This is a genomic window from Psychrobacter sp. FDAARGOS_221 (assembly GCF_002313155.2).
Classification (GTDB): Bacteria; Pseudomonadota; Gammaproteobacteria; order Pseudomonadales; family Moraxellaceae; genus Psychrobacter.
The window spans coordinates 1,349,240-1,367,310 of record NZ_NWFK02000001.1 but is presented as its reverse complement, the minus strand read 5'-3'; the positions used below and the strand labels follow the sequence as shown (position 1 = coordinate 1,367,310).

The 18,071-nt window shown below is 43.9% G+C and carries 15 protein-coding genes and 2 tRNA genes; 12 read left to right on the top strand and 5 right to left on the bottom strand.

Annotated features, from left to right (window positions below):
* The 9 genes from fdhD (at position 1) to A6J60_RS05675 (ending at position 8,401) form a co-directional block, all read left to right on the top strand.
* Entirely contained in the window at positions 1-1,155 is a 1,155-nt protein-coding gene (gene fdhD, locus A6J60_RS05715) for a formate dehydrogenase accessory sulfurtransferase FdhD (RefSeq protein WP_227526075.1), read from the top strand.
* 138 nt (positions 1,156-1,293) lie between these two features.
* Positions 1,294-2,895, top strand: a complete 1,602-nt coding sequence (gene tilS, locus A6J60_RS05710) for a tRNA lysidine(34) synthetase TilS (RefSeq protein WP_096065113.1) — start codon at positions 1,294-1,296, stop codon at positions 2,893-2,895.
* 140 nt (positions 2,896-3,035) lie between these two features.
* The gene (gene proC / locus A6J60_RS05705) at positions 3,036-3,884 is read left to right on the top strand and encodes a pyrroline-5-carboxylate reductase (protein WP_096065112.1); all 849 of its coding nucleotides are present in this window, start codon (positions 3,036-3,038) and stop codon (positions 3,882-3,884) included.
* 270 nt (positions 3,885-4,154) lie between these two features.
* The gene (locus tag A6J60_RS05700; RefSeq protein WP_096065111.1) at positions 4,155-4,724 is read left to right on the top strand and encodes a YggT family protein; all 570 of its coding nucleotides are present in this window, start codon (positions 4,155-4,157) and stop codon (positions 4,722-4,724) included.
* Between the two features lie 128 nt (positions 4,725-4,852).
* Positions 4,853-4,942, top strand: a tRNA-Ser gene (locus A6J60_RS05695).
* Positions 4,943-5,118: 176 nt separating this feature from the next.
* A tRNA-Arg gene (locus A6J60_RS05690) sits at positions 5,119-5,195 on the top strand.
* 522 nt (positions 5,196-5,717) lie between these two features.
* Positions 5,718-6,398 carry an RDD family protein gene (locus tag A6J60_RS05685; protein WP_096065110.1) on the top strand — a complete coding sequence of 227 codons (681 nt, stop codon included), beginning with the start codon at positions 5,718-5,720 and terminating at the stop codon, positions 6,396-6,398.
* Between the two features lie 210 nt (positions 6,399-6,608).
* Positions 6,609-7,088, top strand: coding sequence for a hemerythrin domain-containing protein (locus A6J60_RS05680; RefSeq protein WP_096065109.1), 480 nt, complete (start codon positions 6,609-6,611; stop codon positions 7,086-7,088).
* Between the two features lie 212 nt (positions 7,089-7,300).
* Positions 7,301-8,401, top strand: coding sequence for an alkene reductase (locus A6J60_RS05675; protein WP_096065108.1), 1,101 nt, complete (start codon positions 7,301-7,303; stop codon positions 8,399-8,401).
* Between the two features lie 12 nt (positions 8,402-8,413).
* Here the strand turns inward: A6J60_RS05675 and A6J60_RS05670 are convergent, their stop codons facing one another.
* The 5 genes from A6J60_RS05670 to A6J60_RS05650 form a co-directional block, all read right to left on the bottom strand.
* Positions 8,414-9,181, bottom strand: a complete 768-nt coding sequence (locus tag A6J60_RS05670; RefSeq protein WP_096065107.1) for a pantothenate kinase — start codon at positions 9,179-9,181, stop codon at positions 8,414-8,416.
* Positions 9,182-9,204: 23 nt separating this feature from the next.
* Positions 9,205-9,609 (bottom strand): ribosome silencing factor, encoded by a 405-nt coding sequence (gene rsfS, locus A6J60_RS05665; RefSeq protein WP_096065106.1) that lies wholly within the window; start codon positions 9,607-9,609, stop codon positions 9,205-9,207.
* 266 nt (positions 9,610-9,875) lie between these two features.
* Complete coding sequence (locus A6J60_RS05660; protein ID WP_096065105.1) at positions 9,876-10,673, bottom strand: nicotinate-nicotinamide nucleotide adenylyltransferase; 798 nt, start codon at positions 10,671-10,673, stop codon at positions 9,876-9,878.
* A gap of 189 nt (positions 10,674-10,862) precedes the next feature.
* Positions 10,863-13,013 carry a phosphate acetyltransferase gene (gene pta, locus A6J60_RS05655; RefSeq protein ID WP_096065104.1) on the bottom strand — a complete coding sequence of 717 codons (2,151 nt, stop codon included), beginning with the start codon at positions 13,011-13,013 and terminating at the stop codon, positions 10,863-10,865.
* A gap of 70 nt (positions 13,014-13,083) precedes the next feature.
* On the bottom strand, positions 13,084-14,286 hold the full coding sequence (locus A6J60_RS05650) for an acetate/propionate family kinase (RefSeq protein ID WP_096065103.1): 1,203 nt from the start codon (positions 14,284-14,286) through the stop codon (positions 13,084-13,086).
* Positions 14,287-14,820: 534 nt separating this feature from the next.
* Between A6J60_RS05650 and lptM the strand changes: the two genes are divergently transcribed.
* The 3 genes from lptM to dapF all read left to right on the top strand — a co-directional run bounded on the left by lptM (position 14,821) and on the right by dapF (position 18,051).
* Positions 14,821-15,171 carry an LPS translocon maturation chaperone LptM gene (gene lptM, locus A6J60_RS05645; protein WP_096065102.1) on the top strand — a complete coding sequence of 117 codons (351 nt, stop codon included), beginning with the start codon at positions 14,821-14,823 and terminating at the stop codon, positions 15,169-15,171.
* Positions 15,172-15,340: 169 nt separating this feature from the next.
* Positions 15,341-16,675, top strand: coding sequence for a diaminopimelate decarboxylase (lysA, locus tag A6J60_RS05640; RefSeq protein WP_096065101.1), 1,335 nt, complete (start codon positions 15,341-15,343; stop codon positions 16,673-16,675).
* A 491-nt stretch (positions 16,676-17,166) separates the two neighbouring features.
* Positions 17,167-18,051 (top strand): diaminopimelate epimerase, encoded by an 885-nt coding sequence (gene dapF, locus A6J60_RS05635; RefSeq protein ID WP_096065100.1) that lies wholly within the window; start codon positions 17,167-17,169, stop codon positions 18,049-18,051.
* Positions 18,052-18,071: the final 20 nt, after the last annotated feature.

The window sequence follows — 18,071 nt, the reverse complement described above, 5'->3', positions numbered from 1 at the left end:
ATGATAGCCACCACTCACGATACAAGGCAGCGGCAACAACAGCCAACACCAGAGGGTGAGGCTACATCAATGCCAGTGTCGGCAGCTGATGAAGAGCGAAATGTGCCGGTGATACTACTGGCACGTTCACATCTTATTCATCGTGATTATTTAAAAAAGGCAAGCGACTCAAAAAAAGCAAGTAGCTTAAAACAAGTAAACAGCTCAAAACAAGCAAGCAGCCATCAAAACCCTGCTCAAAGCAGTGTGCTTAAACAAAAAGCTTTAGTTGATAGTCACGATTCTAATGGCTTGGATCTGCATTCAGGTGAGGGCAGTGTAAAGAAAGCACCTGGCTATTTTGACCCCACTTGTTTAACTGAAAGTCTGGCTGTTGAAGCCGCAGTTGCTATCGTTATTAACGGCATTCATTATGCAGTATTAATGGCGAGCCCCAGTGAGCTTGAGTATTTGGCGTTGGGCTTTTTATTCAGTGAAGGTTTGATTGAGCGCAGTCAACACTTGCTTGATTGGGAAGTAACACAGATAACCAGTGCATCAGATATGCAGGCGTTTAGCCCTAACGATGCTGATAAATCGCCAACGCTTGAGCAACTACAGCAGCAGCTACAAGACTATGATGCCTATGTGGTTGAGTTAACCCTCAATCAGCGCAGTCATCAACGTATTCAAGCACAGCGTCGGCAACTGGCAGGTCGAACCGGCTGCGGTATGTGTGGTATGACAGGGCTTAGCCAAGCGCTACCTGATTTGAGTCAATATCAAAAACCCATCACTAATAGACCAGAGCTGGACTATCTATTGTCTATGCGTCAGCAAATCGATGCGGCGCAAACCACGCACCAATTAACCGGCGCGGTGCATGCAGCCGCTACTTTGTATCAGGGTCAGCTGTATATCTTTGAAGATGTTGGTCGTCATAATGCACTAGATAAGCTGATTGGTTGGCAATTGCGTCAGCAAGCAGAGATTGATTGTGTGGTGATGACCTCAAGGCTGTCTATTGAGCTGGTACAAAAGGCGGTGCGCTCAAAGCTACCTTGGCTAGTGGGCATGTCTGCTCCGACCAGCACAGCGGTACGTGTGGCGCAACGCTATGGGTTGGGGCTGGCAGGATTTTTAAGAGACAATCGGGTGACCTATTATTCTGAATAGGTTAAGCTGACGCGATGATATTATCAGAGCAATGACTGCATCCGATGTCGCACCACAATCCTCTTATCCAGCATAGTCCTAATGTCCTGCTGTTTTTCTAATAAACCACTCTCTTTCTAATCAATAGTTTTATAGCCTATGACCCCCACCGATGCGTTAACCCATGCTTTGCTCGATAGTTTTCATCAGTTTGCTGAGTCGTTAAACGGTAAGCGGGTGTGGCTGGCGTGTAGCGGTGGGCGTGATTCGTTAAGTCTGGCTATTTTATGTCGGCAGTTGTTCTATAGTGGGCAGCTGCCTTTTTTGCCACAACTGTTACATGTCAATCATGGCATGCAAGAGGCCAATGCAGCTTGGTCGCAGCAGGTAATGACCTGGGCAAAGAAGCAGCACATGCACTGTCAGGTGCTAAACTTAGATTTAGAGGATAAAAGTGAGCAAGGCGCACGCAACGCGCGTTACCAAGCCATGATGCAGGTCATGAATGCCGATGATGTCTTAATGCTTGGCCACCATCAAGACGATCAGGTTGAGACCATATTGATGCGTCTGTTTAGTGGGGCAGGGGTCACAGGGCTTGGTGGCATGCGGCCGTGGACCTCTAAAAGCCATGCCGACAAACAAATCTTTTTGTGGCGTCCTTGGCTAGCAGTCAGCCGCGATCAAATTACTGAGTATGCGCAAGCTCAGCAGCTAGATTATATCGATGACCCAACCAATATTGTCGGTGACTCAATTAATAAACCCTTTATTAGTGAATCCCCAGTTAATGAACCACTCATCAATAAACCGGATATTCATGATGAGCTTGATAGTGGGCCGCATCAGCAAAACATAACTTATCCACAAACGGTAAATGATAGGGCTTGGCTTCGCAGTCTGTTATTGCCCCACATTACGCAGCGCTATCCACAAGCTAAGTCGGCCATCGCTCGAACCGGTCTGTTAATGCAAGACGCGGCAGTTATTATCGATGAACAAACACACGCTGATCTGTCACAGGTTTGTGCGGGCAATAGCGCTTGGCAGTCGCTTCTTGATATCGATAAATTACAGCTACTCTCAAGCGCTCGCCAGTCGGCACTGATACATGCATGGCTGGCGCCAACTGCAAAGGATTTATCGCCGCCTAAGCGCTTGGTTGATCAAGTATTGCAGTTGGCCAGTCGTCAAAATCCTGACCATCAAAGCTGTTTGTATTGGGACAGTGCCGCTCAGCAATACCAAATTCGCCGATACAAAAATCATCTGTATCGCCTCAGTCAGCAGTGGGTAGATTGGCTACAGCAGCCTATTGAACAACAAATACTACCTTTAAACGCTGCTCAATCAATAGATCAATTAATGTTGAGGAAGGGAGACTCTGTATTTAATTGGTATATACAGGGTATGACTGGTTTATCGTCTGTATTGTTAAACCAGTTAATGCACCTCAAACCAGCTGAGCTCAGCTTTGAGCCATTGCCTCGAGATATCAAGGTGTCGTTAGCGGGTCGTGTTGGCCGTAAATCAGGTAAAAAACTGCTGCAAGCGATAGGGCAACCCAGCTTTAAGCGCGCTTCAGTTGTGTTGTGTTCTTTAGTGACTGAATCAGATCAAGTGTCGAGTTCAACGCCACTGTTTTTAGTTACCCCAGAGGCAATTATATTGCTACAAAGTCCATTTTTGGCAGCGCTGACTACTTTGGTTGATAATCAGAAGTTGGTTAGCGATATTGAGATTAGGGATATAGATAGTTAGCGAATGAGTGTTTAGTGAGAGTAATCAACGCTTAGCGGCAGTGACACGAATAGTCATATAGGTTGTGATACACTAACCACTCTTCTAAAATAATGGCAAGTTAAAACAAATACGATATTAAATAACGAAATGAGGCAATCATGTCAGAGTTAAAAGGAAAGAAAATCAGCTTTATCGGTGGCGGTAACATGGCGCAAGCCTTAATCAGTGGCCTAATTGGTCGAGGCATCAAGCCAACAGATATTACGGTTGCAGCCCCATCAGAAGAAACGCGTGCTTTATTTCGCAGTAAGAGAATCAATACGGTTAATCCAAAAGGCAATACTGAAACAGACAACCCGAAAGTTGCGGTTGAGTCTGCTGATATCGTGGTGTTAGCGGTTAAGCCACAAGTGATGGGTGAGGTACTGCCTGAGTTTGCTGACGTGTTAGACAAGCAACTATTGATTTCAGTGGCAGCAGGTCTGTCAACAGAGACACTAAGTAAGATGGTAGGCGGTTATCAAAATATTGTACGTGCCATGCCAAACACGCCTTCTACGATTCAAAAAGGGGCAACAGGTCTGTATGCCACAGACAGCATCAGTGAAGATGATAAGCAATTAGCAGGTGCAGTTATGGCCGCGTCTGGTTTGGTCAGCTGGGTTGAAGAAGAAGAGCAGCTGCATGCGGTTACTGCAGTTTCTGGTTCAGCGCCTGCCTATTTCTTCTTTATGATTGAGTCTATGATTAATGCAGGTGTTGAGCTTGGCCTTGATGAAAAACAAGCCAGTGCTTTGGCTATGCAAACCGCACTTGGTGCAGCGCAAATGGCAATCACCAGTGATGAAACGCCTGCAGAGCTACGCCGTAAGGTCATGTCACCGAATGGCACAACGCAAGCGGCAGTTGAGTCGCTACAACAAGATGGCCTAGATAAAATTATGAAAAAAGCCATGCAAGCTTGTTATGATCGCAGTGTCCAGATTAGCCAAGAGTTGGCACAATAGTGGTTAGTGTGCGTTAAAAATTTAACAGTGTGCGTTAAAAGTTTAGGCCTAGTGTTGGTTATGGCGGTAGCGGCTGACATGAGCCAACCTATAACCAATCAATGGGCCTAAAATTTAGTCAAAGAAAAACATGGAAAAACTGGTACAATCCCATTATCTTAAAAGGTCATGATTCAAAATGTATTGAGCCATGAGTTTTATGTTTCGTACATCAGGCTTAATATGTAGAATGCCCTGTGACCCATCCTTAAATTAGTAAGAGTGTGCTGAATGTCTAGTTCTTTTATTCCGTTGTTTAACATGGTCATCAGTTTTGCCATGTTGCTGATCTTTATTCGCTTCATGTTGCAATTTGCAGGATTTGAACGCAATCATCCGGCAGTGGCGCCTGCCTATAAGGCCACAGGTATCGTCGATGTATTTGGCCGTATCTTTCCGACAGTGGGGGATGGGCGCGTCAGTTTGGCAGCTGTGATGCTGTTGTTTATCCTAAAGCTGATTGATTTGTCAGGTAATGCGGCATTAGCAGGTCACGGTTATACCCCGATTCGTTTATTCTTTGAAGGCACATTAAGTTTAATTCTAAGTTTTTTACGTGCAGCGCGTTATTTAATTATCGGCTCCATTATTATCAGCTGGATTGTGGTGTTTACTCAAAAGATGCATCCAATTTTTGAAATTATTATTCAAATGGCTGAGCCGATACTGGCGCCTTTTCGCCGTATCACACCGAACTTAGGTATGCTTGACTTGTCACCGATGATTGCTATTTTTGGCATGTTATTGATTGAGATTTTTATCAATATTATTGCCCAAAACTTGTTGCCAATGGTCGGATAATTGCTTTAATTTACTAAAACCTTAAAAACATGCTTGCAAACTGGTTTTAGTTTGCTATAATACACGCCCACAACATGAGGTAAATGGTCTTAATGACCGGCAGCTCATTTGTGTATTTTAGCAGTTACGGTGAAGTGGGTGAGTGGCTGAAACCGCACCCCTGCTAAGGGTGTATACGTTAACGCGTATCGAGGGTTCGAATCCCTCCTTCACCGCCATTTATTTGATACTTTATTTTTTAAATAAAAAAATCAAAAAAATGTTGACTACTAAAAAAATATGACTATAATAGTCACCCTGTTAACGACAACTTATTTCAACTTATCTTGAGCAATTTTGATAATAGAAATCAGTGTTAACACTATCAGTTAGATCGTTGTTGATAAGACAATATGCGCCTGTAGCTCAGTTGGATAGAGCACTTGGCTACGAACTAAGGGGTCGGGAGTTCGAATCTCTCCAGGCGCACCATCTAACGATAAATAAAATCAATCGCCCATTGTTTGGCGATTTTTTTATGCCTAAAATTTAAGATTTCAGCTTCAACCTATATCAACACCCTCACTTTTATTAACATCCTCACTTTTGGCAGCAACTGTTTTGCCATCCCTACTTTCTAGTATTCTAAAATTATATTTCTAATAAAATAATCTATTACTAGTGCAGTACCAGCATCACTAATTCCGATAGCAAATCTCTATAACTGATCTCGATAAATAATAATCTTTTGAGATTATGGATAACTTCTTAAAGTAACCAATAAGCCAAAGTATAGTCAAAGAAGTCTAAAATGGTTACAAGGCAATCGAGCGCAAGTACTACTAATGTAGGCTTAGCAAGGTTAACGCCGTAACCGTTAGTAGTTCGCTGGCTATAATTTGATAAAGTTAGTTTGTGGTTGAGAGCAGTATTACTTATTGAGGCTCAAAATAAGCTACAATACACGGGTTAATTTTATTACCTGTCTGTCACTATTAGGTTATCCATATCATTATGTCTAAAAACAAGTTATCGCGTCGTCCGACAGCAAACCCTGCCGCAAACCAAAAACAAAAGCTACGCCCAACCGGTATTGATGGGGTGAGTGTATCAGGTGAGCCGGAGATTGCGAAAGCCGGTGTGCGTATGATTGCGATTGTGTATGATGGCATGTTGATATTGGCGTTGCTGTTTTTGGTTGGTACCGTTTTAACCGTTATTGGTACCATGCTGACTATGGAAACAGGGGTCACATCAGATCAAGCGCAGACCCTGCCGCGTTGGTATCAAAACCTAGTATTAACCCCTGCATTTATTTTGACCCTGATTGGCTTCTACGGGTTGTTTTGGCGTCGTGCTGGTCAAACCTTAGGTATGCAGACTTGGCGCTTAAAGACCGTGGATAGTAACGGGCAGTTATTAACATGGATGCTGAGCATTAAGCGTATTCTCGCTGCCTGTGTGGTACCTGTGATGTGCGGTTTGATTGGTTATCTGTTACATGGCTCCCGCTGGGCAATGCTGCTTAGTGCTTTCTTCGGTTTAATTTTTAACTATGCGTTTTGTTTGTTTAACAGTCGCGGTTTAGCGGTTCATGACATGCTATCGAGTACTGTGACCCTAAAAATGCCTAAAATTCACCATCAAAGCCTACTGCGCTCGCTAAGAAAGAAAAAGGGCAAAGCCAGTAAATAATGCAATAAGGCAAGGTTTTTGAGCAAAACCCCAGTCAGTTTTCGATAATGCTTATTAAATACGCTTGTTAAATAAGAATGGCTGTCATTATTCACAAGCCCACACAAATCTTAAGCCAACTACCACAGCTTTTTGTCACCAGACTGCTTATACTTCAATTATTAGAATAAATAATAGAGCTTAAAATTTATCACTGTTAGGAGGAGTATAATGAGTCAGGACAATAATATTCAATTAGATAAAGATATTTTCGCCGCATTGATTGATAAGCATGAAGTGCAGCGCGATCTGTGTGACAAGCTTGAAAAAGAGACCGATAATGACAAGCGCAATACCATTTATCAGGAACTAAAGCTTGAACTACAAGCTCATGCCGCTGCCGAAGAGCGTCACTTATACATTCCGGTGATGCAGCATGACGACGGCCTTGATTTGTCACGCCACGCCATCACTGAGCACCATGAAATGGATGAGATGATGGAAACTTTGGGTGATGGTCGTATCAGCCAAGAGACCTGGGATAATACCTGTGCTGATTTAATCCATAAGGTGCGTCATCATTTAAAAGAAGAAGAGAACGAGTTTTTTAAACAAGCCCGTAAGATCTTAGATGATGATCTGCAGCAGCGTTTGGGTGCGTTATATCAAGTAGAGCATGATGAGTTTATGCAAAAGCACGAAGCTGAATAAATAACAGTTTTTCTGTTTAAGGTGAAAGTTTAAGATGAGGCCCACTGAATGCAGTGGGCTTTTTATTATCTAAATATAATAAATTGTAACGACCGGTCTATTTTGTCTTTTATTTTTGGTCAATATTGTCATAATAATAGCCAACTTTAATCAACTTTTTTTCATTTTATCGGTCATATTGTTATCGATCGCATTTACGAAAGGAGCCTATCATGGCGCATGACACATTATTTCAACCACTCACCATTGGTGCACAAACTCTCAAAAATAGAGTATTTATGGCGCCGTTAACTCGCCTACGTTCTATTGAGCCCTCAGATATGCCCAATATTCTAGCAGCTGAATATTACTCACAGCGTGCAGGAGCAGGTTTGATTATTGCTGAGGCGACACAAGTATCGGCTCAAGCCAAAGGCTATGCTGGTGCGCCTGGTCTGCACAATGAAGAGCAGATGGCGGCTTGGAAGGTAATCGTCGACGCGGTGCACGCTAAAGGCGGTAAAATTGTGGTCCAGCTGTGGCATACCGGCTTAGTGTCGCATCGTAGCGTGCAGCCTGAGGGGTTAGCGCCAATTTCTGCTTCTGCGGTTAATGTGGGCGTACGCACCACTTTACGTGACGCATTAGGCAATCCACTACGTGCAGAGAGCACCACGCCTCGTGCAGCCACTACTGATGAAATACAGCAAGTGATTGCCGACTTTGCTCAAGCGACCAGTTATGCCAAGCAAGCTGGCTTTGATGGGGTAGAGATTCACGGTGCACATGGTTATTTATTACATCAATTCTGGGCACAGCATACCAATCAGCGTACCGATAACTATGGCGGCAGCCGTGACAATCGTGCTCGCTTGATGCTAGAAGTGATTGAGGCTTGTGTTAATGCATGGGATGCTGACCATGTAGGTATTCGTATCTCGCCACTAGGCAGCTTCAATAATGTTGATGGTGGTTATGATGAAGACGAAGCGATATGGCTAATTGAGCAGATTAATAAGCATAATCTAATGTATTTGCATTTATCAGAACCAGACTGGGCAGGTGGTCAGCCATACCGTGTTGAATTTAGACAAAGAATTCGCCAAGCCTTTAGCAATACAATCGTTGTGGCCGGTGGCTATAGTGCGGAAAAAGCGGAAACGTTGATGCAAGAGGGGCTGATTGATGCGGTTGCTTTTGGCCGTGATTATATCGCCAACCCAGACTTGGCTGAGCGTATTGCCAAAGGCTTAGCGCTGAATGAACAGCGCCCTGAAAGCTTTTATGGTGGCGGTCTAGTCGGTTATATCGACTATCCGTTTTATTCAAACTGATAGGCTTGAGCGTTAATCTATATTAAGCGCTATTTGTGCTGAAGATCCAACAGAGGGTTGCTGCTCAAAATAACGCATCAGCCCGTTTAACAGTAAGTTTTCATGAATATGAATCGGATAGGTAAGGTGCTGCGCTAAGATAGGCGCATCACCGCCAGTCAACGTCAGCTCATAGTTGGGATTGCGTCTGGCAATCTCATTAATAGCGCCGACAATAGACAACAAAATCCCTCTGTGCACCGCGTCAGAAGTGGTGGTGCCAGGGCTAATACTATTAAACGTGCCTTGACTGATCGTGATCTGCTTAGTGCCTGAGTATAACGCCTCACGCTGCAGATAAATATTGGGGAAAATATAGCCACCAAGATGATGGGCATGATCGGTCAAGTCAATCGTAACAGCAGTGCCGCAGCCAATAATGCATTGGCGCTTTTTGCGATCGACTGCACCTAATATCTGTAACCAACGATCGACACCCAATTGAGCAGGATCGTAATCACTACTCAATAAGGGGTGACAGGCATCGACATGTACAAACTCAAAGGAGATATCTAACGTGGCTAAGGTCTCAGCTACCTGAGCATTGACCTCTTCACCAAGCACAGAGGATACCCCGATAAACTCGGGTGCCAAGCTAGAAAAGCGGTCGGTTAGACCTATTAATAGTTCTGCCGGTGCTTGTAGATGCTGCTTTGCATCACAGGTAATGATTTGACCGACATCATCGGTCAACCAGTACTTTAGGCGGGTGTTGCCCAAATCAAGCCAAAGATTAGCCATGAATACTCCTAAGGTATTGTATCCTAGCGCTCACTCAAATCACGAGCCACAAGCTTCTTCAGCTCTTCTGGTGATGACCATAGGCCTTCTAAGTCATAAAACTCACGCGCTTGTTTGGTCATAATGTGTACCACAACGCCGCCTAAATCGACCAAAGTCCAGTCGCTGTCTTTCTCGCCTTCACGGCCTAGTGGCATAAATCCTGCTTGCTTAGCAATAGCACCAACTTGATCGGCTACCGCGTTAACGTGGCGCTTTGAAGTACCTTCAGCGATGACCATATATTCCATAACATCGGTCAGTTCAGCCACGTTTAATACCGTGATATTTCTGGCTTTAACATCATCTAGCGCTTCTTGTACCATATTCAGGCAAACTTTCAGTCTAGCATCTGTCATTGGTGTGTTTGATTGTGATTCTATCGTCATGTTTATCCTATTAGATTATCTAATTTATCTATTACTGTTCAGTAAGTGGGTGTGTTTGTCTGGGTCTATTCTATCATTTTTGGTCTATAGTTTATCGTTAGTCGATAACATCAATATAGTGTCATGAGGGGATAGAGAGATTTAAAAAGGTGAAAAGGGGGTGTTTTAAGCCGCTGAGCAGTTCCTCTTTAACGGTTAGCTTAGACTATCAAAGGGTTAGGCCACTAAAGTATAAGCAAATGTTTTCAGAGGTTGCCAATGCTGTATCACTGAGGTGTATACAAATTGTTTTTCATAATATACGAATAAACAGAGTCTGGCAAAGCAGTTTTTGCAATATTATGCTGCCCATCGAAAATCGCTTGTCTTATTGCGGTGCTAGAAATAGGCGCAACGCTGACTGAATCTATGTATATGCGTCCTTGGCGATGGGTTTTCAAGTCACTTATAGAGTCGGTTACTTGCTCGGTTAACGACTTAGGTAACAGGTCGATAACCTGCTGTTTGTGTTGCAATTGATCACGAGGGATAATCCACAAATGGCACAGTTGGGTCAGTTTATCACCATCACGCCACTGCGGCAGGCTGGCAATATTATCTGCACCTATCACAAAGATTAAACTGGCTGAAGGGTTATCAGCGCGCAGCTGGGTTAAGGTGTCGATGCTATAGGTAGGTGGCGGCTGCCAAATCTCAGCCTCACTGATTAAAAAGCGCGGTTGCAGAGAGCTGTCATCACCGGCTTGCTCACAAAAAGTGTGCTGATGCTGCTGACAGTCGGTAATGGCCAACTGTAACATTGCCAATCGATGCTGAGGACTGCTGCTATTTTGCTTTAACGGAGAGCGCGAAGTAGGCATAAAATAGGCGTCAACCTGAGCAGGAGATGCGCTTTGATGTGATGCCGCTGGTACTTGAGAGTATTTATGGTTAGCAACACTGTGAGCCACGTGTTGTAACATGTCGAGATGGCTATGATGCACCGGGTCAAAAGAGCCGCCAAGATAGATTTGGATGGGAAGCTGTTGTGGGTTAGCGGTTATTGTAGCGTCTGGATTAGTCATGGTTTTTTCTTATAAAACGATTTAAATCAATATCGACAATAATAAACAGGGTAGCAGTAGCTTAACCCATAAAAAAGGCCAACACACGCGGTTGGCCTTTTTTTATTAATAACAATCAAGTTTAACTGTCATTCACTTTTATAAATCACTGTCTATATAAGTGATTCTCTATATAAGTGAGTCTCTAGCCTATACGTCTGGGCTACTGGCTTGAATCGCAGTTAACGCGATGGTGTAGACGATATCATCGACCAACGCACCACGAGACAAGTCGTTTACTGGCTTATTCAGACCTTGAAGCATTGGGCCTACACTGACCACATTCGCGCTACGTTGTACCGCTTTATAAGTGGTGTTACCAGTATTCAAGTCTGGGAAGATAAAGACGTTGGCTTGACCAGCAACTGGTGAGTCTGGTGCTTTTTGTTTACCCACACTCAGCACAGAAGCGGCGTCATACTGTAACGGACCGTCAACTAATAAGTCTGGTGCACGTTCACGTACAATTTGTGTCGCTTGCTTAACTTTCTCAACATCATCACCTGTACCAGAAGCACCGGTTGAGTAACTGATCATTGCCACTTTTGGCTCAATACCAAAGGCTTTGGCTGATGCGGCAGACTGAATGGCAATCTCTGCTAACTGCTCAGCATTTGGATCTGGGTTAATCGCACAGTCACCATAGACCACAACTTGCTCAGGTAGTAGCATGAAGAAGATTGAAGAGACCAGCGAGTATTGAGGTGCGGTCTTAATCAGCTGGAAGGCTGGGCGAACGGTATTGGCGGTGGTATGAATCGCACCAGATACCAGACCGTCGACTTCGTCTAGATACAACATGGTTGTACCCAGTACCACGGTATCTTCAAGCTCTTTGGCAGCTTGCTCTTCTGTGGCTTTGCCTTTACGACGCTCAACGAACGCTTTGATGTATTTATCAAGATCAAGGTTGCTTGGGTCAATGATTTCGATATCTTCAGGCAGCTTAACGCCGTGCTCTTTAGCCACTTTGTTAATTTGCTGTGCATTACCTAATAGCACACATTTTGCGATGCCACGGGTTTGACAGATAGCCGCCGCTTCAATGGTACGTGGCTCTTCACCTTCGGGTAATACCACACGCATTTTAGCACCTTGTGCCTTTCTAACCACTTGGTTACGGAATGCAGAAGGTGATAAGCGAGGTTTATAGTCACGTTCAAAGAACTTCTTCAGCCACTCTAAATCAAGATGCGCTGCTACGAAGCTAGTAACCGCTTGAGCACGCTCAACATCATCTTTTGGAATCTCGTTGCTTAAGTTGGTCAGGTCAGTGACGGTCTCAAAGCTGTTGGTTGGCACACTCATGATCGGTAGACCAGCTTCTAAAGCAGGCTGACATAGCTCAAACACCGTATCGTTTGGTACGATATCACCGGTTAACACGATACCCGCCATCTCAATACCATTGACCGCTGCCATAGCACTGGCCAATAGTAAGTCATCACGATCACCTGGCGTAACGATTAGCGTGCCTTTACTGAATACCTCACCAACGCGTGAAATAGTGCGTGCCGTTAGACTGGTTTTTAATACACGACGTTTTTTGGCATCACCGATATTCAACCAGTTGGCACTTAGACCTTCACCGACGTCCCAAGCGCGTTGTACGGATAAATGGTTACTAAATGGAACCACACCGATCAGATGGAAGGCATCGGTGGCAAACTTAGGTGAGTGCGACTGAATGGTCTGGATAAAGCTTGCATCTAGTGCTTGGTATGCTTTACCTGGTGCCACAGGATTGGTATCTGTCTCTGAATCCATATTCTGAGCACGCATTAAGATACAGCCTAGGGTGCGCTCAGAAGCTAAGCCGCCAAATACACGCGCATAGGTTTCCATTTTTTCAGCTAAGTTTTTCGGATTCTCAAGGTCAGCCATACTGACGAAAATCACCTTAGCATCTAACGCAATGGCCAGCGCATAGTTCAATTGTGCCGCATAGTTGGCTTCTTCAGTCGGCACCATACCTTCACAAATGACAACACTGTCTTGATCGGTAACTGCATTTTGAATATTGCTGACCACTTCTTCCATTAAATCGTCTGTGTTGCCCACATTCATCATGCGCTCAAGGCGATCACGAGAAATAGACTCAGGCGGATTAAAACCGAATACTTGTTGGGCAAGCTCACTTGAGCTGTCTAGTGTTTGACGCGAGTCATGCGAATCATCTTGTAAAAAAGGCTTGCTAAAGCTGGCCTTAACGCCAATCGTTTCTAATGATTTAATCAGACCAAGTGCGGCAGAGGTCAAGCCAACACCACGCCCTGTAGGTACCAGTAAAATAGTTTGCATAAAACAATCCTTATTTATTTAAATTATTTATCAAAATATTGAAACAAGTTGCTATGTTACATACACCCTATTACAGGCCCAATACTTGTCTGGTTTCTTCAGCGATCTGGAACTCTTCATCAGTTGGGATAACCCACAGCTCATAACGGCTGTTCTCACCGTGGAAGCTGCCTTCGTTGCCGCCAAATAAGGCATCGTTTTTACTGCTATCGACATCAAGTGCAAAGTGACGCATGACATCAAGAATACGGCCACGAATCGTTGCTGAGTTTTCACCAATACCGCCTGAGAAAATAATACCGGTCAGCTCAGGTAGGGCACAAGATAACGAGGCTAAGTATTTACCAGCGCGATAGCAGAACATTTCAACCGCTAATTGTGCATCAGCTTGGTGTGGGTGCGAGTCGTCATTGGCAATTGATTCAACAGTACGCATGTCATTAGACACGCCAGAAACACCTAACAGGCCACTTTCTTTGTTCAAGATAGTGTCGATTTCTTCTAGGTTTAAGCCCATGGTGCGTTTTAGATGAATGTGCAAGCTTGGGTCAACATCACCACAGCGAGTACCCATCATTAGACCTTCTAGTGGGGTCAAGCCCATGCTGGTGTCTAAGCTTTCGCCGTTATAAACCGCGGTTGCTGAGCTACCGTTACCTAAGTGAGCAATCAACCAGCCATGTGGGCCTTCTTTGTCAGTTAACTTGCTGGCACGCTCAGATAAGTAGGCGTGTGATGTGCCATGGAAGCCATAGCGACGGATGAAGTCATTTTCATACATCTCTTTTGGAATGGCGTAGCGGAATGCTTTTGGTGGCATGGTTTGGTGGAAAGCTGTATCGAATACTACCACTTGTGGTAGATCTGGGTGAATCGCTTGTACTGCTTCAATACCTGTGGCATTGGCTGGGTTGTGAAGTGGTGCCAATGCTTTTAGACGTTTTACTTCTTTGATAACGTGTGGGGTGACTTTTTCTGCTGAGCTAAACTCGCGGCCTCCATGAACCACCCGGTGTCCAACAGCGATAGGAGATTGATCACCCAATAACTCCATGATTTTTACCAATGCTGCTTTGTGGTTTGCCCCTGGAATATGAACTTCTGTTTTTTCGCCCTCAACAGATTTATGAACAATACGGGCATCGTCTAATCCTAAGTTTTCTGCAAGCCCAGTGATACGGTGTTGATTGTCTTCACTTAGTAGCGCATATTTGATTGAAGAAGAGCCACAGTTAACAACTAAGGTAGGTTTGGTGATGATGGTATTGCTCATGTTGTATCCTTACAGTAGGTTGAAGTGAATAAAAAAAGAGAAATAGCGCCGTAAGCTTTATGGATTTTAATACTATTCTAGAGATAGTTTTTAGCTTCAATACGCCCCAAGCTTATAAGCGAAACGCTATCTGCTGAGTAAACCTTTTGCTTTATAAACATCGATAGGCTGGATGACGGTTGGGTTAACCACTATTGAATTTAACAATAGCAACTGGGTTTTAAAGTCCCTGAACCCAATGATATCTATGTCTTTGATAAGCTAGAAGTTCTTAGCATGATAGCGTGATGAGTATATCATTATGAGTGAACGCTCATAAGCTCAGTTATAAGTATAGCCTAGATTTATTTGAAAAACAGCGGTTAACCACTTAAAAGTTAAAACTTTGTTTAATAGAATAAAATTTTTAGAAAAAAGCATTTAGGCAATTTTTAAGAAGTTTGTTACCATAGCAAACCACTTAGTCATTTGTCATGATTGTTAAACATGACTGCTTGAATATGACCCTAAGTTTGAATTTATAGGACGCCACTTATGCTAAACGTTCGTTATAACACTGATAAAAATCTAAAAGCGCGATTGATTGATGCAACTAAAATCAGCGCTAAACCGCAACTGGCCACAAAGCTTTCTTCTATAACTTCTATGAAAGGCTTATATTCTGCCAAACGTTGTCGAGCTGCTTTATTAACCGCAGTATTAATAACGCCTGTGTTATTGACTGGGTGTGGTCAAAGTGGCGACTTATATTTGACAAAAGATGCCCCGAGTAATACCGATTTTATTTTATATAAAGGCAATAAATCTGAAGATGCTAAGCCAACAATAGATTACACCCAACAGGAAGTACAAGAGGCAGCCGCAGAGAATCCTGCTGACTATTAACATACTGACTAACTAACATACTGACCGTCTACAACAGCAAAAAATCTTGTGTTATCTAGCAACTTAGCTTAAGTTAACAGCGTGGCTTTATTAGCCAAGCTTTATTAAATTACTAAATTAAATGACCAATCCGTTACCCGAACAGCAAACACTTGGATATCCGCATACTATGAGCAATTCGACTTCTTCAGCAGCACAGCACACCGCAAATGGATTACGCATTCAGCCAGAAGCCTTTGTTAAACAATTACCAAGTTTAAGTTATCAACAAGGCGCTTTAACCATTGAGTCGGTTAGTGTTGATACCTTGGTTAAGCAATATGGCACACCGTTATACGTCTACTCTAAGCAGGCTATCTTAGAAGCGTATCATGCTTATAGTGATAGCTTCGCTGCCATCGATCACCAAGTGTGTTATGCGGTAAAAGCAAACTCAAACTTGGCGGTATTGAAAGTATTGGCTGAGGCTGGTGCTGGCTTTGATTTAGTGTCTGCTGGCGAGTTGGCACGAGTATTGGCTGTCGGTGCAGACCCAAGCAAAGTGGTTTTCTCAGGTGTCGGTAAAACGGTCGCTGAATTAAAAGCAGGGCTACAAGCCGGCATTGGCTGCTTTAATGTGGAGTCATTGAGCGAGCTGGACACCCTAAATGCAGTAGCCGCTGAACTTGGGGTGCAAGCGCCGATATCTATTCGTGTTAATCCAGATGTCGACGCCAAAACTCACCCTTACATCTCAACCGGCCTAAAAGGCAATAAGTTCGGTATCAGCCATGATATCGCGGTTGCAGCTTATCAACATGCGCAAAGCCTAGCGAACTTGAATATTGTCGGTATTGACTGTCATATTGGTTCACAATTGACCGAGATTGATCCTTTTGTTGATGCGTTAGATAAAGTCATTGAGCTAATCGACGCGTTAAAACAAGTCGGTATTGAGCTTGAGCACATTGACTTAGGCGGCGGCTTGGGCGTGTTATATATTGATGAAGAAGTGGCCAAAGTTAGTGAATTTGCTGCGGCATTATTACCAAAACTACAGCAATTGGGTCTAAAAGTATTTTTTGAGCCAGGTCGGAGTATTGTTGCCAATGCGGGCGTTCTATTAACACAGGTTGAAGTGTTAAAGCCAACCAAGCACAAAAACTTCGCTATCGTCGATGCGGCTATGAATGACTTGATTCGTCCGGCGTTATATCAGGCAGAGATGGCAGTGATTCCTGCGCGCAGTGAGCCGGCAGCCGATACCGAAGAGCAAAGCTGGGAGATTGTTGGTGCTATCTGTGAAACCGGTGATTTCTTGGCCAAAGAGCGTCTGCTATCGTTAGCAGTCGGTGATGTATTGGCAGTGACAGGCGCGGGTGCTTATGGATTTGTGATGAGCAGCAATTACAACACCCGTCCTCGTCCAGCTGAAGTGATGGTCTCTGGCGATAAGCATCAAGTGGTGCGTCAACGTGAGACCGTTGAGCAGCTGTTCGAGTCTGAGTCAGTGTTTGACGCTTAGCACGTTACTAAAACTGAGTTTGGTTTGCTATTGATGGTTTAGGTGTTGTTTTATTTAAGTTAGGCTTTACTTGAATCCTAGTTTGTTTAGCCTCTATTATAAAAGGTTTGTTGCAAATAGAGGCTCAAAATAGCAATTTAAAAAGCCAATAACCGATATTTGCTATTGATAAAATCATCAAAAGCCTGCATTTAACATGCAGGCTTTTTTTATATTGGAACCTGTGGTTTGTGCCCTGTATTTTGGGCTAATACTCAACCCGTAACTGTTAGGGGAGTGAACGACTAGGTAGTGATAACGTTAAATTGGTTAAGGTGTGTAAGATATGTTTGAGCTAGCTCGCCTTGTCATTATTTTAGGCGTGTTTGGCGATAGATTAAGCGTAAAAAAAGGCAGTTTTCATATTTTTAGTCGAACACACGCTTGGCATTATCATTGTCACAAACTGCGTGGTAATATAAGACATAAATAAAATCTAAGGAACAGAAAAAATGCTAATAGAATTCACAAAAATGCATGGTCTGGGCAATGACTTTATGGTCATTGATCTGGTTACCCAGCGTTTGGACTTAACACCAGAGCTTATTTCGTTATTGGCCGACCGTAATTTAGGTATCGGTTTTGATCAGCTGTTAGTGGTTGAGCCGCCGATGCGCCCAGATGTTGACTTCCGATATCGTATTTTTAACTCAGATGGCAGTGAAGTTGAACAATGTGGTAATGGCGCACGCTGTTTTGCTCGCTTTGTACAAGCGCGCAAGTTGTCATTTAAGCAGCGCATTCGCGTTGAGACTAAGTCCGGTATTTTGACACTATCTACCGATAATTATGGCTGGGTCGAAGTGGATATGGGTAAGCCACGCTTTGAGCCTGCTGAGATTCCATTTACCCCAAAAGCCATTACCAAAATTCAAAATGCCTATCATTTAGATGTCGATGGTACGCCGGTACAGCTGTATGTTGCCAATATGGGCAATCCGCATGCGGTGATTAAAGTCGATGATATCTTGACCGCGGACGTTGAGAAATTAGGTAAGGCTATTGAGTCGCATCCAGCATTCCCTGAGCGCGTCAATGTTGGCTTTATGCAAGTTATGAATCAGCGTCATATCCGTCTGCGTGTCTATGAGCGTGGTGTGGGTGAGACCCAAGCCTGTGGTACCGGTGCTTGTGCGGCAGTGGCTACTGGTATTCGCGAAGGTTGGCTAGATGAAGGCGAAGAGATTAGAGCGCAGCTATATGGCGGCAGCTTGCTCATCCGTTGGTCACCTGGCTATTCTGTGATGATGACTGGCCCGACAGCGTTTGTCTACGAAGGTGTGTTTAGCCCAGATGGCATGATGGCCCAAGCAGGCATCAAGCCCGCTGCACCATAAATAGCAGCGTTACAGTGCCA